At 44.9% G+C, this 20,827-nt stretch carries 11 protein-coding genes and 1 tRNA gene; 7 read left to right on the top strand and 5 right to left on the bottom strand.

From position 1 onward, the window contains the following. Positions 1-80 precede the first annotated feature (80 nt). The 3 genes from DZK30_RS19800 to DZK30_RS19790 are packed head-to-tail and all read left to right on the top strand — an operon-like array spanning position 81 to position 11,932. A complete protein-coding gene (locus DZK30_RS19800) occupies positions 81-5,255 on the top strand; it encodes a DEAD/DEAH box helicase (RefSeq protein ID WP_118975911.1) in 5,175 nt (1,724 codons plus the stop codon). A gap of 1 nt (position 5,256) precedes the next feature. Continuing rightward, the gene (locus DZK30_RS19795) at positions 5,257-8,079 is read left to right on the top strand and encodes a helicase-related protein (protein ID WP_118975910.1); all 2,823 of its coding nucleotides are present in this window, start codon (positions 5,257-5,259) and stop codon (positions 8,077-8,079) included. Positions 8,080-8,083: 4 nt separating this feature from the next. Beyond that, on the top strand, positions 8,084-11,932 hold the full coding sequence (locus tag DZK30_RS19790; RefSeq protein WP_240432957.1) for an Eco57I restriction-modification methylase domain-containing protein: 3,849 nt from the start codon (positions 8,084-8,086) through the stop codon (positions 11,930-11,932). On the opposite strand, the gene DZK30_RS19785 is transcribed toward DZK30_RS19790, so the two are convergent. Next, complete coding sequence (locus DZK30_RS19785; protein ID WP_205529509.1) at positions 11,929-12,933, bottom strand: type IIL restriction-modification enzyme MmeI; 1,005 nt, start codon at positions 12,931-12,933, stop codon at positions 11,929-11,931. The genes DZK30_RS19790 and DZK30_RS19785 overlap by 4 nt on opposite strands. A 182-nt stretch (positions 12,934-13,115) precedes the next feature. On the opposite strand from DZK30_RS19785, the gene DZK30_RS19780 reads away from it, so the two are divergent. Both DZK30_RS19780 and DZK30_RS25990 read left to right on the top strand, forming a co-directional pair. Beyond that, entirely contained in the window at positions 13,116-14,240 is a 1,125-nt protein-coding gene (locus DZK30_RS19780; RefSeq protein WP_240432956.1) for a site-specific integrase, read from the top strand. 673 nt (positions 14,241-14,913) lie between these two features. Next, positions 14,914-15,222, top strand: a complete 309-nt coding sequence (locus DZK30_RS25990; RefSeq protein WP_162903266.1) for a hypothetical protein — start codon at positions 14,914-14,916, stop codon at positions 15,220-15,222. Between the two features lie 116 nt (positions 15,223-15,338). Here the strand turns inward: DZK30_RS25990 and DZK30_RS19775 are convergent. Further along, positions 15,339-15,412 (bottom strand) — tRNA-Arg (locus DZK30_RS19775). A 79-nt stretch (positions 15,413-15,491) separates the two neighbouring features. Here DZK30_RS19775 and DZK30_RS19770 point away from each other — a divergent pair. Beyond that, entirely contained in the window at positions 15,492-15,965 is a 474-nt protein-coding gene (locus DZK30_RS19770) for a 23S rRNA (pseudouridine(1915)-N(3))-methyltransferase RlmH (protein ID WP_118975907.1), read from the top strand. Between the two features lie 7 nt (positions 15,966-15,972). Here DZK30_RS19770 and DZK30_RS19765 read toward each other — a convergent pair whose 3' ends face one another. The 3 genes from DZK30_RS19765 to DZK30_RS19755 form a co-directional block, all read right to left on the bottom strand. Next, positions 15,973-17,310 (bottom strand): DUF58 domain-containing protein, encoded by a 1,338-nt coding sequence (locus tag DZK30_RS19765; RefSeq protein WP_118975906.1) that lies wholly within the window; start codon positions 17,308-17,310, stop codon positions 15,973-15,975. Between the two features lie 72 nt (positions 17,311-17,382). Further along, complete coding sequence (locus tag DZK30_RS19760; RefSeq protein WP_162903265.1) at positions 17,383-17,925, bottom strand: calcium-binding EGF-like domain-containing protein; 543 nt, start codon at positions 17,923-17,925, stop codon at positions 17,383-17,385. 193 nt (positions 17,926-18,118) lie between these two features. Next, positions 18,119-19,021, bottom strand: coding sequence for an ABC transporter ATP-binding protein (locus DZK30_RS19755; RefSeq protein ID WP_118975904.1), 903 nt, complete (start codon positions 19,019-19,021; stop codon positions 18,119-18,121). Positions 19,022-19,193: 172 nt separating this feature from the next. Between DZK30_RS19755 and DZK30_RS19750 the strand changes: the two genes are divergently transcribed. Further along, entirely contained in the window at positions 19,194-20,723 is a 1,530-nt protein-coding gene (locus tag DZK30_RS19750; protein WP_118975903.1) for a lipopolysaccharide biosynthesis protein, read from the top strand. The last annotated feature ends 104 nt before the right edge of the window (positions 20,724-20,827 follow it).

The raw sequence follows: 20,827 nt of genomic DNA, 5'->3' as shown, positions 1-20,827 counted from the left end.
GCTTTTACTGCTAAGGTGAAAATGCATTAAGCCGATGCACTTGATGTTACAATTGAGGAATTTAATATAAACAAACCACTATGGATGCTTTCTTGACGCACAATAGCATTATATCTGACTATCGCAGTTACCTTAAATCCTTTTTGGCGATCGCCGATGGCAGGATTTTGGAAGAAGTAAGCCAGTCATTTGAAGGCTCAGGCTTTATTCCGGAGCCCTTAATCCAGTTCAACCCGGCCTATGTTGAAGGCAAATCACTTTCTGATCTGGCAATTGAAAGCGATAACAAGATTAATAATCAATTGCCCCAGGCTTTAGGAGATTACCGGCTGTTTCACCATCAAATAGAAGCACTGCGGATGGGGCTGGAAGGCAAAGGGTTTGTTGTTACTTCCGGAACAGGATCTGGTAAATCGCTCACTTATCTATCCACTATATTCAATGATATTTTTAATGCGGGGTCCGGCAAAACGAAGGGTGTAAAAGCCATACTGGTTTATCCGATGAATGCACTGATCAACTCCCAGGAAGAAGAGATCAAGAAGTATTCAGAAAATTATAAAAAAGCATCCGGAGCTGAATTTCCCATTTCATTTGCCAAATATACCGGACAGGAAAAAGCAGAGGAGCGGCAAAAAGTAGAACTGGAAGAACCGGACATTATCCTGACCAATTACATGATGCTCGAATTGATAATGACCCGGGCATCAGAATCATGGCTGCGCACATTGTTGAAAAAAAACCTGAAATACCTGGTATTTGACGAGCTCCACACTTATAAAGGTAGGCAGGGTGCAGATGTGAGTATGCTCATTAGAAGAATACATAACCATTGTGATCAGTCCCTTATCTGTATTGGCACCTCCGCAACCATGGCTTCGCAAGGTACACCCGAAGAAAAAAGACAGGCTGTAGCTAAGGTAGCCACTCAGATCTTTGGCACCACTTTTACCCAGGATCAGATTATTGATGAAAAGCTAAGAACCTGTACCGAAGGAAATCTACCCGATGCTATGACGCTGCATAATGCAGTAATGGATGGTATCGATAAAGACGCAGACGAAGCAGCGTTTATACAGCATCCGCTCAGCAATTGGCTGGAGCTAGAAATAGCCCTGAGTGATAACCAGGATAAACTGGAACGCGGAAAGCCCAGATCTGTTCCTGAAATAGCAGAAGCATTAAAAAAAGCTGCTGAAATTGATACTTCCAAAGCACAGATTACCATTACGGATTTATTGCAATGGGCAGAAAAACTCAACGAAAGAAACCGCCATCAGCGCAAATCCTACCTTCCTTTTCGGTTTCACCAGTTTATCGCGCAAACAAGTACCGTAGCCGTTACACTCGAATCCCGTGCACAACGAACGATCACCATTCAATCAGGCCGTTATGTGAAAGATGAAGAGGGTGAAAAACTATTGTATCCGCTCCTTTTTAGCCGCTATTCAGGTATCGATTTTATCTGTGTAGAAAAAGATACCAAGAGCCAGACATTACTTCCTCGTAATCCGGAAGCCGCGGTAACGGTTCTTACACAAAAAGAATTAACCGGAAATCAATTGAATGAACACAATCTTCGCTTCGGCTACCTGATACTGGATGAAGGAGAAGAATTCTGGAGAGATGATCTACTGGACTTGGCGCCCGAAGCCTGGCTGAATAACGCCAATAATGTATTTCGCCCCTACTATGAATGGCATATGCCCCGTCAGATCTATTTTAATGCTGCAGGTCAATATTCTCATCAGCCTATTTATCCACTTAAAGGCTATTACCTTCCTGTGAAATTAAGGGTAGACCCTACAGCAGGTATTTTTTACGAAGATTCAAAAACCAACGAAAACACCAAACTGATGAGCTTGGGACACGAGGGCCGGAGCACCGCCACCACCATCATGTCTTACAGCATTATAAAATCGCTGCTCCAACAAGGGGAAAAAACAGCGGATCAAAAGCTGCTCAGTTTTACCGACAATCGCCAGGACGCTGCTTTACAGGCAGGGCATTTCAACGATTTTATTGCCACAGTACGTCTTCGTGCCGGCTTGTACCAGGCAGCACAAAAAATCTCGGATGGCCTGGACATTAACAATATTGCCGAAAAAGTACTGGAAGAGCTGAAATTAAAAGAAACGGACTATGCACATCCTAATTTTGTGAGCAAAGATCCTGATTTTCCGGAGCTGGAAAATGAAAAGGCTATACGCATTTATATCCTTATCCGCATTTTCCAGGATCTGAAAAAAGGCTGGCGCTATACCTTACCCAACCTGGAGCAAACAGCTTTATTGCAGGTAGATTATAGCCGTCTGGACAAATTGATTAGCCTGGACGAAAAATTCCGCGGACTGCAATTGCTGGATCAGGCTGCCCCCGAAAAAAGGAAGCATATCCTTATCCAATTGCTCAATTATTTCCGAACCAATTTTTCTATTTATCACCGCTACTTGTCGGAGGAAATAACAGAAGTGGAAAACCTGTTGCGCAACCGCCTGGATGAAAATAAACTCTGGGCCCTGGATCATAATGAAAAGATAGACCGCCCTACTTATTTGGTTTCGGCAGTACCCGGACGTAGCACTCAAAGAGGCGTGTACTTTGCTTCTATGGGTTCAAGATCAGGTATAGGTAAGTTTTTTAAACGGGAATTCAGAGAAGCCGATATTACCTGGCTCAACCAGGATCAGTTCAGGAAGTACATCGAACAGCTTTGCGACCTACTGGTAAGCACTACTTTCCTGATCAAACAAGAAAACTTGCGAGGCGAACGAGGCATGATCAATGGCTACCTTTTGCGGTCTGACTGTTTGCGTTGGCAAGCGGGAGATGGTAGTACAGTACCCACTGACAATACCCGAATGAACACCTATCGCCCCCTACAGATAGCTCCCAATCCTTTTTTCAAGGAATTGTACCAAACCAATTTCCAGCAATTCGGCAGGGAATTGATGGGGCGTGAACATACTGGTCAGCTCAATGCAGAAACCCGCATTCAGCGGGAAGAGCAATTCAGGTCCGGCAAGCTGGCCAGCCTGTACTGTTCCCCTACTATGGAACTGGGCATTGATATTGCCAACCTCAACATTGTGCATATGCGTAATGTGCCACCCAACCCGGCCAACTATGCACAACGTAGTGGCCGTGCCGGACGTAGCGGGCAAACAGCTGTAGTCATTACTTATTGTTCTGCCTGGTCGCCTCACGATCGACACTATTTTAAAGAAGCAGGTAAGATGGTGGCAGGTGCTGTAGTGCCTCCCCGGATCGATCTGGCGAATGAAGAACTGTTGAGCAGCCACTTCAATGCTTTTATATTAATGGAGCTGTCCCTAAAAGAAGTAAAGGTTTCCGTATCAGCATTGCTGGATATCAGCAACGATCAGGTTATTGCGGTAAAAGCAGCCCTTTTAGCCAGCATTGATCATGGGATACAAACACAAAAAGGACGCTGGATAACCGAGTTTAAACAAATAGTAAAGACAATTGCGACTGATTTAGATAAAACTTCCTGGTATACGGATAATTGGCTCGAGCATAAAACGAGATCTTTTAAAAAGGATTTTATCAAAGCCTTTGACAGGTGGATCCATTTGTATAAAGCTGCTCGAAAAATGATCAACGAAGCTCGGGCCATCCTTGACGATGTGACGATAAAGCAGGACAGCGATTTGAATAAAGATGCTAAGCGAAGGCATAATGCCGGATTAAAGCAAGTTGAATTATTGCTGAACGACAGTAATAGAGAGTCAGGAAGTGAATCCGAGTTTTATGTTTTCCGTTACCTGGCTGCCGAGGGTTTTCTACCCAGTTATAACTTCACCCGTCTACCGGTTCGAACCTTTGTGGGCTATAAACATGCCAGCCAGGGTGAATATATTTCTCGTGCCAAAGGTGTGGCTTTAAGAGAATTTGCCCCGCAGAATATCCTTTACCACAATGGCAGCAAATACGAAGTAAACCGGATGAACCTGCTCAATCCCGAAGAGCTGCAACGAAAAATAAAAATCTCTCATAGTACTGGCTATGCCTTTCTTGACGATGAGGCCGAATGGGCCAATAATGATCCCATTACACATGCCGAATTAAAGGGAGGCAATATGGAGTATAAGCGAAACCTCATCGAGCTAAGTGAATCGGAAGCCAGACCCAGAGAACGGATCTCCTGTATTGAAGAAGAACGCTCTTCCAAGGGCTATAAAATCGAAGAGTATTTTCACTACACTTCCGGTATAGAGAATTGCAAACAGTCTGTGATCAAAAAATCGGGAGCCGAATTATTGAAACTGATTTACGGCCAATCCACCGATCTTATTTCACTCAACCGGCAGGCAAGGCGGGCAACCAGTGAAGGATTTGCGCTGGACACTAGAAACGGCAAGTGGCTTACACAGAAAGAACTAGAAAACCCAGATACGCTTGCAGCAAAAAGAGAGGTATTACTTTTTGTAAAAGAAACAGCCGATACGCTGTACCTGCAACCTTTGGCTAACCTTCAATTGAGCCCGGCACAGACCATCAGCCTGAGCTATGCGCTCAAAAGAGCAATAGAGATCAAATATCAGGTGGAAAGCAGCGAGATCGGCATTAGCATCATGGGTAATCCCGATACGCCCAACCTGTTGATCTTCGAAGCCGCACAAGGCAGCCTGGGTATCCTTTCCCAACTGGTGGCAGACCCCGCACAGTTGAAAGATCTATTTGCAACGGCCTACCAGGCAATGCACTTTGATCCTGAAACACGTACAGAAACAGCCTATGGCCAAACACTGCCACGTGCTTCTTATGAAGATCTGTTAAGTTATTATAACCAACGCCATCACGACATTCTGGACCGGCATTGCATAAAGGAACCGCTGCAACACCTGATGGATTGTGACGTATCGCCACTAAATGAGGGCAACGATTATGAGCAACAATACCAGGCATTGTTGCAAGCTTATGATAAGAACAGCCATTCAGAATTGCCTTTATTGAAATACCTGTACCAAAATAAGCTGGCCCTGCCCCATAAAGCCCAGGTAAATATGGATGACTACTACATCAGTGTGGACTTTGTGTACAATACCACTAACGGCCCTGTATTGGTGTTCTGCGATGGATCAATCCATGACGAATCAATTTTACAGACACAGGACGAACATAAACGAAACCTATTAAAAGATGCCGGCTACGATGTATTGGTATGGCATTACCGGACCCCGATAGAAGAATTTATTAATACACGAAAAGACATTTTCAGAAAACAAGGATAATATGCCTCTAACCACTGAACATAAACCCGGCACCCTGGTACATTATCGCCAACGAGATTGGATGGTATTACCTTCCGATAATGCTGACCTGCTTTGCATCCGCCCCCTGGGTGGTTCGGAAGAAGAAACCACGGCGGTATATTTACTCCTTCAGCTTCCGGCCGAAAAGATAGCAACAGCACAATTTCCGGCACCCCAGGCCACAGAAATTGGCTCTTTTGATACCGCACGGCTTTTATACGATGCCTTCAGGTTATCGTTTCGCAATGCCTCCGGGCCTTTCAGGTGTATGGGTAAGTTATCTTTCAGGCCCAGGGCTTACCAGCTGATCCCATTGGTAATGGCTTTAAAGCTCGATACACCAAGATTATTGATTGCCGATGATGTTGGTATTGGCAAAACCATTGAAGCCCTGATTATTCTCAAAGAATTGATGGAGCGGGGCGAAGTAAAACGATTTGCGGTGATCTGCCCACCACACCTCTGTGAGCAATGGCAGCAGGAACTAAAGGACAAACTGGATATCGATGCTGAGATCATCCGCTCCAGCACAGCAGCCAAACTCGATCGTCAATTGCCCGACGACCGGAGCGTATTTCACCATATGCCCTATCAAGTCATATCCATCGACTATATCAAGGCAGATAAACGGCGTGGCATTTTCCTGAATGATTGCCCGGAATTTATTATTGTAGATGAAGCCCATACCTGCACCCTGCCATCGGGTTCCAAAAGTAAATCGCAGCAACAGCGTTATGCTTTACTATATGATTTAGCTGCCGATCAGAAACGGCAGATTATACTATTGACTGCAACACCCCATAGTGGTAAAGACAGCGAATTTGCCGCTTTGCTGGGATTGTTAAAACCGGAATTTGGCAAGCTTCACTTTGATAACCTAGAGCGAAAAGAACGCGAAAAAATAGCCCGTCATTTTGTACAGCGAAAGAGGGAAAACATCCGGCGCTGGCTAAATGAAAAAACAGATTTTCCCGAAAGAGATTCCAAAGAAATAGGCTTCTTCTTAAATGAAGATTATCAGCTTTTCTACAACAGCCTGTTGCAATTTGCAAGGGGCATTTCGGCAGATGGGGCCACCAATGAGCAAACCAAGCTATTGCGTTCCTGGGCTGCCATATCGTTGATAAAGGGCGCCATGAGCAGTCCGGCTATGGCCAGGGAGATGTTGCAACGCCGCAGGGAAAAACTGGACGAGGGTATGGCTGAATTAACCGGTGAAGAACCGATCGAACTCAGCCTGTTTGAAAACCTCGAACAGATAGAAGATATGCCGAGACAGGATATTGTAGAAGCGATCGCTTTTTCCCAAAGCGAAAAGACAACGCTGGAAGTATTGTATCAGCAGGCTGATGTCTTATACCGGAATCACTCCGATCAAAAGATAGAAGTAACCATCAAACTAATAAAGCAATGGATAAAAGAAGGATACGACCCAATCGTATTTTGCCACTATATACCTACAGCCAACTATGTGGCCGAGCAATTGAAAGCAGCCCTTCCCAAGAATGTACACGTTGAGGCCATCACTTCCGAGCTGGCTGATGAGCAACGGCGCGAGCGGATAGATATCATGAGCACTGCTACCCGGCGGGTACTGGTGGCAACAGATTGCCTGAGCGAAGGTATTAACCTCCAGGAGCATTTTACCGCGGTACTGCACTACGACCTGCCCTGGAATCCCAATCGGATTGAACAGCGGGAAGGCCGGGTGGATCGTTTCGGACAAGCTGCCCCTACCGTAAAAACCTATGTTTTATATGGCGAAAACAATGAAATGGATCTGTTCATACTGGAAGTATTGATCCGGAAAGTACGCGACATTCAGCGATCTACCGGAGTGTCCATTATTATCGGCGAAAACAGTAAGTCTATTATGAGCGAGGCCGCACAACGCCTGTTGCGCAGCGACCGGAAACAAGGAGGAAAGCAGCAGCAGCTATTTCAGGATACCGAAGAGGTCATCACCAATGAGCTGGAACTGGCCCGTAAACGTGGTGAAAACATACGCAGTATTTTTGCACACGAAACCGTTGATCCCAATACGATCAAAGCAGACCTGGAACAGGTAGACGAAGCCATCGGGGATTTGCAGAGCCTGGCCCATTTTGTAAGCAGTACCGTACAACAATTAGGCGGTGTTTGCCAGCCGGACGGACAAAATGGCTATACGCTGCAACCAGATAACCTACCGGCCCACATCAGGGCTTGCTTTAAACAGCAAGGCCCGATAAAAATAAGCTTTGCATCACCAACCCCTAAAGGATATACCTACATCGGGCGAAACCATAAATTTACCGAAATGCTATGCCAGTTTCTCATTGCCCTCTCTTTTGAACCAAAGCCTAACTATGGTAAAATAGCCCGGGTATGTGAAATACAGACGGATAGCGTGGTTACCAAAACGGTACTGGTAATGTTCCGCGTAAGAAATGTAATTAAAGAAGTGAACGCTTCGCGGGAAAGCATTGCTGAAGAAATGTATCTGTGGGGTTACCAAAGCATAGCCGACAATATAGAAGTCCTGGATTTTGCTACTGCAAAGAACCTTTTAATCCAATCAAAAAGCTTAAGCAACCTATCCATAGATCGCCAACAAAACAATATAGCCGAAGAGTTGCAACGCTTTGCTGCTATGAAACCACATTTTATGGACTTAGCTAACCTGCGGGCAGACCAGCTCGTAGCTGCTCATGCACGGTTTAAAGAACTGGTAGGCGGCCGCCGTTATGAGAAAGCTACTCCTGTACTACCCCCAGATGTAATGGGTGTATACCTGTTAATGCCTAAGCCTAAAGACCTATAAGATTATGACATTTACTTCCATCCTGATACAAGGTAATATATTAAGTACCGAAGTGCTGGACAAAATCCGCACGGAGGACATCCGTTTCCAAACATCCAAAGACTTTCGCCTTGCTCCCAATACCACAGTAAGGGATGAGATCAGCATTGCCTGGTCTCTGGCAACATCGCACTGGGAAGTGTTTAAAAAGAAAAGGGAGCAACTGGGGGAGACGGAAAGCGGCACATCCGAAACACGTAAATACTGGATGCTACCCTTGATGAGTCTGTTGGGTTATGAATTGGGTAGCGCAACAGCCGAACTGATCAATGAGAAAAGCTATGCCATCAGCCATAGAGCAACCAATCTTGATAATTTCCCCGTTCACATTATTGGCGTTCAGCAATCACTTGACAAACGGGCCGATACAGGTGGCCCAAGATTGTCGCCACATGCCTTGGCGCAGGAGTACTTGAACAATCAGGAGCATTTATATGCACTGGTGAGTAACGGCAAGTTTTTACGCCTGTTGCGTGATGCCACTCGTTTAAGCCGACTCAGCTACCTGGAGTTCAACCTGGAGCAGATCATGGAAGAGCAGCTTTATACGGAGTTTGCGTTACTGTTCCGCTTACTGCATGCCAGTCGCATGCCTCAGCAGATGGATGCCGGTCCGGACAGTTACCTGGAATATTATCACCTGGAAGCCCTGGCACATGGCGGCCGCATACGCGAAAAGCTTAGCCTTGCCGTAGAAACATCCATTAAAGAAATAGCGAACAGTTTTTTACACCACAAAACAAACGAAAACCTACAGGAAGCAGTTGCTACCAATTCCATAAGTGCAAAAGACTATTATATCTATAATCTCAGGGTTATATACCGTCTCCTTTTCCTGATGGTGATTGAAGAACGAAAATTGGTTTTCCCAGAGACAAGAAATGCTGAATTGGAAGCCAAACGTAAAATCTATTATGATTATTACAGCGTCAGGCGCATCTGTAGCCTTGCCGGTAAACGGGTATTTGTAGAGCCCGAAAAATGCGATCTCTGGCTTTCTCTTCAAACTTGTTTCTCCCTGTATGAGCAGGATAGCTATGGCCGGGCATTGGGTATAGCCCCCCTGGGCTCAGGTCTTTTTGCGCCCGATGCACTAGGTATTCTGACGGGACAAATGCTCAGTAATCAACATTTATTGAGCATACTCCGGCACCTCACCAACTTCATCAATGAATCAGGTCAACTGGTTCGTGTAAATTATGCCGATCTGGACGTAGAAGAATTTGGTTCCGTGTATGAAGGCTTGCTGGAATACGAACCCGAATTTAGTGGCGGGATGTTTATCTTCAAACAAGGTACCGATCGCAGCAAGAGTGGAAGTCACTACACGCCCGAAGAGCTGGTTAAGCCATTGATACAACACTCTCTGGAACACCAGATACAAGACAAGCTGAAAATGCCCGACCCGGAAGCCGCTTTGCTATCTTTAAGAGTATGCGATGTGGCTTGTGGCAGCGGGCACATCCTGTTGTCTGCCGCTCGGAGAATAGGCTTTGAACTGGCCCGTTTACGCAGCGGAGAAGACCAGCCATCGCCAACAGTACAGCGCCATGCTATCGGTGATGCCATACGAAATTGTATCTATGGAGTGGATAAAAACCCATTAGCAGTTGAACTCTGTAAGGTGGCCATGTGGCTGGAAGCACACGAACCGGGTCAACCGCTTAATTTTCTGGATCACCATATTAAATGCGGCGATGCCATAGTTGGACTGGGTATTAGGGAAGAACTGGAAAACGGAATTGCTAACGAGGCTTTTAAGACATTATCAGCCGATGATAAAGAAATTGCTGCCGGCTTGCTTAAAAGGAACAAACAAGAGCGTAAGCGCATGGAATCGGCCCAGGCTGCACAGCAATTAACTACCGATGCGCAAGTGGATACGACTTTGCAGGAAACAATGGCTGTGTATAAAACATTTAGTCACCTGCCTGAAACCACGCCGGAAGAGATTAACAGAAAAATCAAAGCCTATAAAAGATTTGTGGACAGCAAGGGTTTTACCTTTTTAAAAACGATGGCCGACCTGCAGGTAGCCCAGTTTTTTATTCCTAAAACCGAAAGCAACAAGCAAGCATTGATAACCGATGCCGATTACCGTCTGATATTAAGTGGGTATAAAGGCTGGCAGATCCCTTCAACGGCAAAAGCGGCCGCTGTGGCACTTGAAGAGCGTTTTTTTCATTGGTTTATTGAGTTTCCTGAAGTGTTCAACGAAGGCGGCTTCGATTGCATATTGGGCAATCCACCATTTTTAGGCGGGCAGAAATTAAGTGGAAATTTTGGAGATCCTTTTTTGGAATTTATCAAACACCAGTTTGCACCGATAGGCGCAGTCGATCTCGTTACCTATTTCTTCAGAAGAATATTTTCCATTATAAAAAATGGCGGTTTTCAATCACTGATATCTACAAATACCATTGCGCAAGGCAAAGCCAGAGAAGGTGGTTTGGACTTTATTGTAAACAATGGTGGAACCATCAACCATGCCATACGAAGCATGCGTTGGCCTGGTGTAGCCGCAGTAGAAGTCTCTTTAGTAACTATCATCAAAGGCAGTTGGGACAAAAAGTACTTTTTGGATAATAAACTGGTACAAACTATTACCCCTTATTTAGATGATTCCCTGGTGATAGGAAATCCATTTCCTCTGAAGGCTAACGCCAAGAAGAGTTTTCAGGGCAGTATTGTATTGGGTAAGGGGTTTGTGCTTAGCCCAGAAGAGGCCAAAGAACTTATTGCCAAAGATCCACGTAATAAGGACGTGCTATTTCCATATTTGAATGGAGATGACCTGAACAACGACCCGGAACAGAGGCCTTCTCGCTGGGTGATTAATTTTTTCGATTGGAGCGAGGAAAAAGCACGGACCTACCCGGATTGCTTTGAGATTCTTGAAGAGCGTGTAATGCCAGAGAGGCAAAGATGGAAAACAGACGAGGAAGGAAACGAAATCATAGGTACTTATGCATTGCGCAAGCCCCTACCACAGAAATGGTGGATTTATGGAGAGAAGCGCCCCGCATTATACGAGACTATATCTCAGTTAGACCAGGTCATGGCGGTTGCCCTGACAAGTAAAACCGTTGCAATTACTTTACTACCCTCTAATCAAGTATTCTCTCATTCATTAGGCCTTTTTGCTTATAATGATTTTGCTTCCTTTTGCGTTATACAGTCTACAATTCACAATATATGGGCTTGGTTATATGGCTCATCTATGAAGAGCGACCTGAGGTATACTCCTTCAGTTTGTTTCGAAACATTTCCGTTCCCGTTAAAGGTTTCTGATAAATATATAGAACAAATGAAATTTATTGGGAATAACTATTATGGGGCTCGAAAGACATTAATGAAAGAAGCCCAAATAGGTTTAACCAAAGTTTACAACCTGTTTCATGCGAAAAAACTTCAAAAAATAAACGGAGAAGAAAAAAGTTTCACGGACAATTCTTTCTTAAAAGAATTTGGTAAAGAATCTATATTTCTTAAAAAGCACTTGGAATTTATTGAAGGTATTACTCATGATGGAGTAGTCGAGCAAATAGAGTTCTTAAGATTATTACATGTTAAAATGGACATAGTAGTTTTAAATGCTTACGGTTGGAATGATATTCAATTGAAACATGATTTTTATGAATTAGAATTTCTTCCAGATGGCGACAAAGTGCGGTTTACTATACATCCCTTGGCACGCAAAGAAATTTTAAAACGATTGCTCATGTTAAATCATCAACTGCGAGCATTTGAACAGTGTAAACCAATTATTAATAAAGCGGATTTGCAACAGGAGAATATTTCCACGCTCTTCTAGCCATCAATTGGATTAGTAAATAAATTAAGTGAATCAGACAATTTTTGTAACCTATTGTTGCCAGTAGTTGTTTTTGCAGGGGCTTCAGTAATATGTCGTTCTTGATTTAATATTAAAAGACGTTTAAGTATTTCTCGTCGTGCATCGGGATGTATAGAGAGTCGAACACGATCATTTTCAGGCAAATACTCTATGTCATAAAAATCGTGTTTCAATTGAATATCATCCCAATTGTACGCTTTTAGAATAAATTTATTTATGTCAAAATGAAGTTTACGTAATTGTAAAATATCAGAATACAATTCATGTGTAGTTTCGAGTTTAGGATTATGAAATAGGTTATATAATTCTGTTAAACCCATATTAGCTTTAACCATTAAGCTCTTGCGAAAATTAATTAAAGAGTTTCCTATTTCTTCTAGGTTGTTCGATTCTGTTTTTGGAAAGGGGAAAGATTCAAATGCTTTACTAGCAGAATATCGTAATGTTGAAGCACCCATTGTCGAGCTGTTCTTCCAAGCCCATGCGTCATGGATTACAGAAGAGAGGATCGTAAATTGACTATAGGAACTCAATGCAATAACCACTATTGAATCTGAGAAGACAATATTTATCGGTTGAAAATCCGGAGTTAAATGTTTGGAATATCGATTTATTACCATGACCTGGTCTAACTGAGATATGGTCTCGTATAACTCGACACCTCTTCTGTAAAATTGCCACCATTTGTTTCTACCCATATTATTATTGGGTCTTTGCCTCTCTGGTTTCACAAGACGTTTTACAATCTCAAAGCAATCTTGATAGGTACTTGCTTTCTCCTCCGACCAATCAAAAAAGTTTATTATCCAGCGAGAAGCCTTCTGTTCAGGATTATTATTAAGATCTTCTCCATTTAAATATGGAAACAACACCTCTTTATTACGAGGGTCTTTCGAAATCAATACTTCCGCGTCTTTTAAGGAAACAATAAACCCTTTGCCTAACACAACACTTCCCATAAAGCTTTTACCATAATTCTGCTTCAGAGGAAATGGATTTCCTATCACCAGGGAAAATCTTCAAAGTCCACTAAAAGCTCATAAAATCAGTTAAAATAATTCCTCATTGAAATTATATTGGTTATTTAGACTTCAGAAATACTTCATAAGAAAATATGACAACTCGTATAACCTACAATTTCGTGCTCAAACCAGAGGTAAATAAAAATGGCCTTAATCCTATATACTTAAGAGCATTTCAATACGGAAAGAAAATAGAAATGGCTACCTCGGTAGCATTATCAAAAGAAGACTGGTCTGAAAAGAAACAGCGAGTAAAGAGGCGGAATCTTGCCCATGAAAAATATAATGCTATTTTGGAAGCCTTTGAGAAAAAAGCGCTGAAAGTTATCTTGAACAACTTTGTGCACGAAAATACGCCTTTGACCTTAGGCCAGTTTAAAGATTATATGCACTCTGCAGGACAATCAGAAGAGAGCTTTACCAATTACATTCTTCATTACCTGAATGAAAACAAAGCCCGTCTAAAGTTGGAATCTTGGTGGAGCTATAAGTCGCAGATAACAAAAATGTTGAAGTTCAAAAAGGAAGTTGCTTTTGCAGACATCAACGAGAAATTTATTAACGATTATCATCACTATATGCTACATGTGCTACATAATAATGAAAATACCGCAAGTAAAAGTCTTCGTTCCCTTCGAACCTTCGTTAATATCTCCATGCGGTATGGGCACATTAAAAACAATCCCTTCAAATATATAACAATTAAAAAAGTAGACGGGAAGAGAGACTTTCTTACCTCTGAAGAATTGAATAAACTGGCACAAGCCTACCTTACAGGTGAAATTGTGGATGTCAAGGAAAAAGAGATACTACAATATTTCCTGTTTTCCTGTTATACTGGTTTGCGGTACTCAGACCTAAAGGGACTTAAAACATCGTCAATTGAAGGAAACAGTCTACAGATAAAAATGCATAAAACTGGGTATATGGTAGGTATCCCATTAACAAATAAAGCCTTGCAGCTACTTCCTGAGCCTTCCAAGTCTCAAACAGTATTCCGCGTGTATTGCAATAAAGTCACCAATCGTATTTTAAAAGCATTCGGACAGCGATACAACATCCCTAAAAAACTGACTTGTCACGTAGCAAGACATACTTTTGCTACCGTATCTATAACCTTAGGTATTCCCATTGAAGTGGTCAGCAAATTGCTTGGTCATACTAATTTAAAGACGACTCAGGTTTACGCTAAAATTGTAGATAGTGTAAAAGAGAGAGAAATGACGAAATGGAATAGCTTATGACTGGTCAATTGATCGCTTAAATTAATACAGGCACTTTGTTAGCACTTCTTAAAATGTTCGATAACTCTCCCGTCCACTATCTTACTCCTTCAGAAAATTATACCTTGGGCCCTCCCTTTTTTCTTTTTCTAATAGCGTGACTGTCTAAAGGATTATTTTGACATGTTTGGTCTAATTTTATATCTGGCTTATTATCAATTAATTTATTTAAGTCGATGCTATTTATAAAGGTCAAAAGCGGCACAAGGGGTTCGATTGTAGCCCCGTCCATTCCGCAGAAGCCTCACAGAAATGTGGGGCTTTTTTGTTTATGGTAAGTTTTGTTTCTCGCGGCGCACGCAGCGGCGCGGTGGAATGGGAAAATATATAGCCATGCGCAGATTCTGGCTTTACTGCCAGCCCTAAAAACAACGCTACTCAGTTTATAGTTGGTTAGCATGCCGCCTTGTAATGGTCCCAATGATGTCGGGACAGGTTCGTTTCCATCCAGTCCGCAAAGGCCTCACAGGTATGCGTACGCTCAATAAGCCAGACATTTCCTGAGATGATATTGCGTATAGTTGGTTTTTGCTTTTGGTGAAATAGGCAACACCGTTGGGAGGCGAGGTTAATCCCACTGAAAAAAACTTTCAGTAGCCGGTGCGACCTTTACGGCTCACAAAAAAAGAGCCATATGAAACGAAAAAAAATTGCCCTGGGAAAGAAGCTGATGCTCGTTAAAGACCAAATAGTCGATCTGAGCAAAAGGGCACATGTGCTGGGAGGTGGAGACTCTGCAGCCATAAATTGTGCCACGAATCCACCCGGAGAATCGTGTGCTGCCAACTGTCCTACGCTGCAGGACTCGCTTGTAATGGCTAATTGCGGTACCAAGCCATTTACGTATCATCCCGGGCAAATATGCCAGTCGCCCGAAACAAACGACTGCCAGCCTTTAAGCCAGATATGTTTAAACACGTATACTTGCCTTTACTGTATGTAGAGCCGATGGTATTAAGGAGTGTTTCCGGTACAGCCGTCTATGCGCCCCGGCCGGCCTTGCAAGATTGTTTTGAAATAAAAAAGGAGATCGATTGATCTCCTTTTTGTTGTTTCTAGTGACCGCGTCAGGATTCAAACCTGAAACCTTCTGATCCGTAGTCAGATGCTCTATTCAGTTGAGCTACGCAGCCATTCCGTTGATGGGAGTGCAAAGGTAAATAATTTTTTAACTTCGCAGCAAATTTTTTTCTCTTTTTTTTCAAAAAAACCATGAATATCGAGATCTGGTCTTTAGGTAAAGGTAACGAAGATTTTATTGAAAAAGGGCTGCAATATTATTTTCAGAAGACAAAGCCCTGGAACCCGGTATCCCTGGTTATTCTTCAGCCGCCACGCAAGGCCGCTTCTACAGACGTAGCACGTGTCAAGCTGATCGAGGAAGAAATGATATTGAAACGGCTGCAGCCCGGGCACTACCTGGTATTACTCGACGAGCGGGGCAAAGCCCTGGACTCGCCGCAGTGGGCGAAGCAATTTCAGCAATGTATGAACCAGGGTGTCAAAACATTGGTACTACTCATTGGAGGCGCCTTTGGGGTTACCGATGCGGTAAGAGCAGCCGCCAGGCAAACATGGTCCTTGTCTGCTCTTGTGTTTCCCCACCAGATGGTGCGGCTTATCGTGGCCGAACAGGTATACCGGGCCTTCAGCATCCTCAACAATTCTCCCTATCACCACGAATAGATAAGGATCATACCATTTGCCGGGCTTTCAGCTCCAGGTACTTGTTGATTACATCGACGGTAAGCTCCTGAGGCGTAGTGAGCACCGAGAGAATGCCATGACGGCGCAGCTCTTTGACGATCTGCTTCTTTTCAAAGCTGAAGCGGTCGGCGATGGTTTTGATATAGATGCCTTCCAGCGAATCGGGATGGGCATCGTGTATTTCTTTCAGCAGGGTATTTTCAAAGAAGACGACACAAAGCAAATGGCGCGATGCCAGCTTACGCAGGTAGGGTAGCTGCCGCTCCAGCGACGACATGGTCTCAAAATTGGTAAACAGCAACAGGAAGCTGCGCTGCGACAGTTTGTGGTAGATCGCTGTGCCCAAGGCCTCCAGGCTGCTGTCCTTAAAGTCGGTCTGCTGCCGGTACAAGGCTTCGTTGAGCTTGCTGATCTGCATATGTCCGCGCTCCGAAGCGATGATATCGTTCACTTTTGCGCCAAAAGTGATGAGCCCCGCGCGATCCTGCTTCAGCAAGGCGATATTCATAAAAATAAGCGCTGCGTTGATCGAGTAGTCGAGCAGGCTCATGCCATCGAAGGGCATCTTCATCGTGCGGCCTTTATCGATAATGCAATAGATCTGCTGGCTGCGGGCATCTATAAAATTATTGACCATCAGGTTGCCCCGCCTTGCTGTGGCTTTCCAGTTGATGGTGCGTATATCGTCGCCCTGAACATATTCCTTGATCTGCTCAAACTCCATGCTATGTCCCAGCTTCCGGGTCTTTTTAACGCCGATATACTGATTGCTGTCGCTCAGGGCCAATAGCTGGTATTGCCGCAGGTAACGGGTGGAGGGGTACACCTTGATGGCTTGTGTAGCCGGAATAATGCACCGGCGCTCCAGCAAGCCCAGCGGACTGCTTACATAGCCCAGTATGCGACCGAAAATATACTCTCCCCGCGCCACCGGCCTGAGGCTATAGCCCGCCGTTTGCTTTTTGCCTGCCGCCGCACGCAGCTTCAGATTAAAGTCCCGCTTCTGGAATTGCACAGGCACTTCATCGATCAGCCTTATCGCTACGGCAAAGGGAAAGCTGCTCACCAGGCCTATGCTCACAGGGTTTTCCTCGCCAAGGTTCAGCCGCTCATTCACGATACGTTGCGCCTGAAGCCCGCGTTTGCCGGCAAACAGGAGCACATAGTCCATTACCGTAAGCGCTGTCAGCACCAGCAAATACACGAGGGCGGCATACCAGAGAATAGTTATAAAGAAAGCAGAGAGAAACAGGAATATGCCTATGATCAGCAACAGGTACCAACGGTTATGGACAAACAGGTCGGCGATATAGTTCTTCTTCATGAACGGCGCATTGGGGCAAAAAATAAAGCCCTTGCTAAAAGGGCTTTACAAACATAAGTATTTTATGCCGGATTATTTGGTCCATATGGAGGCATTGGTAGCGCCACCCATACCGAATTCGTTGATGCTGCCATCAGACGAGGTTACGCGGTAAGAAAGCACCAGCTTTCCGTGCAGGCCGTAAAAAGCTTCGGGAACGGCATAGCCTTTGCCTTCGATCACTTTTTCGTCCTCACCTACCTTAACGGTTTGGCGGGCGATATAAATAGTATCGCCTTTCACGGTAGCATCCACTACAGGATTGAACAGGTTGTAGAAGTTGCGGATGATCACGCGCTCAATAGCAGTACCATTTTCGATAGAAGTAGCATATTGAGCAGGGTTGCTGGCGGTACCATCTTCGGTAACGCGCCATGCACCTTTAAACTTGTCGCGGGTAATGGTCTCGCAACGCTCTCCCTCATAACCTACCGGGCACTGGCAAGATCCGTCGTCCTGACACACGCCACCGTAAGCACAAACCGTAGCTTTACATTTATCCTCTTTACAGGAAGTAAGCGTCATCGTAGAGAAAATGGCGAAAACGCCCATTGCTGTAAGTAAAAAAGTCTTCATCAGGTTGCGTATATTTTTAATTTAACTTAAAACAGAATTAACCGGCGGCTACACCGTTTTGGTTATATTTCGAGGCTTAAAAATAGACAAAGAATTTGAAAAAGCAAACTTTAGCGGAAAAATTACAGAACCTTGTCTACACCCTCATCCCAGCCTAAGACAGCGCCTGTATGGCAATACGTTGGCTGGCCGTCTAGCGTACTTCTCCTCCCTTGGTCAGCTCTCTGAATTGCGACTCAAGACTCTTCTTCTTTAATTGCAGGTGTTCCAGCACAATACCCTGCTCAAAGCAGAAGCGATTGACCTCTCCGGGGCTTATGTCTTCTGTGAGCGACAGCGATAGGGTCTTGCCATTAGCGGCCATACTCTTCAATCCCGGCAAATGCTGTAGCGCCTCCTGCAGCCGGTTCATATCGCCCGCGCCAATCTCCAGCAGGCTTTCGGCCCGGAAGGCATCGCCTACATTGCCCGATACCAGCAACTCGCCTCTTTGCAGCACGGCTACATGCGTGCATACCTTTTCTACCTCGTCGAGCAGATGACTGGCCATGATCACAGTAATGCCTTCCCGGTTGAGCGTCCCGATCAATTCCCTGATCTCCGCGATACCTTCGGGATCCAGGCCGTTGGCGGGCTCATCGAGCAACAATACGCGGGGCCCACCCAGCAAGGCGTTGGCAATAGCCAGGCGCTGCTTCATACCCAACGAATAGGTGCTGAACCGGGAATCTTTACGGTGGTTTAACCGCACCACTTCCAGCACCCGGTCGATATCGCCGGCGCCGCGCCCCTTGATGCGTGCAGTGATCTCCAGGTTGCGCACGGCGCTGAGGTAATGATAAAAATTGGGTGTTTCGAGCAGGGAGCCAATCTGGCGGCGGGCAATTGCCGGCGGCATACCGCCAAACCAGGAAAAAGTACCTTCATCTGCATGCAACACATCCAGGAGAATGCCGAGCAAGGTCGTTTTGCCGCTACCGTTGGGTCCCAGCACGCCGAATACGCTGCCTTCGGGTACGTCGAAAGAAACGCGCTTAAGGGCCTTTACCGGCCCGTAGGATTTAGATAGCTCTTTAATGGAAAGGATAGCGGCCATACCGTGAAGAAGGCCGGTTTACAAGCCCCCGGCATCAAAGATACTCTTAAAACCTATTGCTCCTGAGTGTATCCTCTTCATTTTACAGGCTGCGGGCTTTAACGTTACCGAAGACAAATAAACACCCGGGCTATCATTAAATCATTAATTTTGCGTCCAAATTTCTGACGTATTGGCTGCTATAAAACAATTGGCCGGACAGACGCTTTGGTACGGGATCAGCAGTATCGGCGCCAAATTTCTGAACTACCTTCTTACCCCGTTACTGACCTATCTCATGCACGATGCGGCTGGGGTACAGGATTACGGAGCCTATAGCTTGTTTTATTCCTGGATCGCCGTAGCCAATATTCTATTTACTTATGGATTTGAGACCGGCTATTTTCGCTTTTCCAATAAAGAAGGTATTGACCGGAGTGCACTATTTCAAACCTCGTTCGGCTCGCTGCTTATATCAACAATAGGTCTTGTTTTTCTTTTTTCATTTTTTAGCGTACCGATCAATCAGTTCATCAACCCCGGTGGGCCTTCCAAATATGTGATCTGGTGCCTGCTATTGGTGGGCCTCGATACATTATCTGCCATTCCCTTTGCCCGGCTGCGGCAGGAGAATCGTCCGCGCAAATATGCATTCGTTAAGTTGGCGGGTATTGTGATCAACATATTGCTTACGGTACTGTTCCTCGTATATCTCCCTCGCTATACAGCCAGTCATCCCGGAAGCGGATTGACCCAGTGGTATACCGGAAATAACAGAGTGGGGTTCCTGTTGATGGCTAATATCCTGCAGAATTTGTTTGTCTTTCTTATCCTGTTTCCAGAATGGAAGGCATTTCGTTTCAGGATCAACACCCGGCTTTGGAAGCAGGTATTTGCTTATAGTGCGCCCATGATCGTAATCGGCCTGGCCGGTATGATCAACGAAGTAATGGACCGGCAAATGTTGGCCCGTTTCCTGCCCTTGCCACCAGCGGCCGCCAAAAGCATTGTAGGCATTTACTCGGCCAACTATAAGCTGGCAATCTTTATTACCTTGTTCATCCAGGCCTTTAAGATGGCAGCTGAGCCGTTCTTCTTTAATCAGGCAAAAGAAAAGACAGCTCCCGTACTATATGCCCGTGTGATGAAATGGTTTATTATCACGCTTTGCCTGGCATTTCTTTTCTCGGCGCTGTACCTGGATATATGGAAATACTTCATCGGTACCGCCTATCGTAGCGGTTTGGGTGTGGTGCCTGTATTGCTATTTGCCAATATTTGCCTGGGTATCTACTACAACCTTTCTGTGTGGTACAAGCTTACCGACCGGATGCGGATGGGCTTATATATTACCGTGATGGGCGCTGTAATCACTTTGCTGGGCAACTATTGGTTTATACCGCGCTGGGGCATGTATGCCGCAGCATGGACTACCTTGGTTTGCTATGCTACGATGGTCGTAGTTACTTATTTCATAGGGCAAAAATACTTTCCCGTGCCTTATCCGGTTAAAAAGCTCCTCGCCTATCTGACCGTAATGCTGCTGCTATTCTTCTTCAAGACAGGTGTAAATGCCATCACTGCCGGTCTGAGCGAGCTGCCGCAGCTCTGTATCAGGTTCATAGCCGCAACGGCAGGCATGCTTCTATTTCTTTTATTGGTATTAAAAGTGGAAAAAGCGGAGCTGAAGGCCATGCCTTTTATCGGGAAGTTTATTAAATAATAGCACCCCTCTCAGATATTTTGACGGTTTCGTGCCAGGCACGCAGGCCGTCATTTTCTTTTATGCTTTTGGCTCCGGGTGCTGCTTCACTTATGTAAGGGGTT

The organism is Taibaiella koreensis (genome assembly GCF_003545715.1).
In the GTDB taxonomy this organism is placed as follows: Bacteria; Bacteroidota; Bacteroidia; order Chitinophagales; family Chitinophagaceae; genus Taibaiella; species Taibaiella koreensis.
This window is presented reverse-complemented; position numbering and strand designations above follow the sequence as displayed.

Bases quoted from the DNA above. Each gene is read 5' to 3' on its own strand.
- DZK30_RS19790 (WP_240432957.1), top strand. From the start codon at position 8,084: ATGACATTTACTTCCATCCTGATACAAGGTAATATATTAAGTACCGAA.
- DZK30_RS19800 (WP_118975911.1), top strand. From the start codon at position 81: ATGGATGCTTTCTTGACGCACAATAGCATTATATCTGACTATCGCAGT.
- DZK30_RS25990 (WP_162903266.1), top strand. From the start codon at position 14,914: ATGAAACGAAAAAAAATTGCCCTGGGAAAGAAGCTGATGCTCGTTAAA.
- DZK30_RS19785 (WP_205529509.1), bottom strand. From the start codon at position 12,933: ATGGGAAGTGTTGTGTTAGGCAAAGGGTTTATTGTTTCCTTAAAAGAC.
- DZK30_RS19770 (WP_118975907.1), top strand. From the start codon at position 15,492: ATGAATATCGAGATCTGGTCTTTAGGTAAAGGTAACGAAGATTTTATT.
- DZK30_RS19755 (WP_118975904.1), bottom strand. From the start codon at position 19,021: ATGGCCGCTATCCTTTCCATTAAAGAGCTATCTAAATCCTACGGGCCG.
- DZK30_RS19760 (WP_162903265.1), bottom strand. From the start codon at position 17,925: ATGAAGACTTTTTTACTTACAGCAATGGGCGTTTTCGCCATTTTCTCT.
- DZK30_RS19765 (WP_118975906.1), bottom strand. From the start codon at position 17,310: ATGAAGAAGAACTATATCGCCGACCTGTTTGTCCATAACCGTTGGTAC.
- DZK30_RS19795 (WP_118975910.1), top strand. From the start codon at position 5,257: ATGCCTCTAACCACTGAACATAAACCCGGCACCCTGGTACATTATCGC.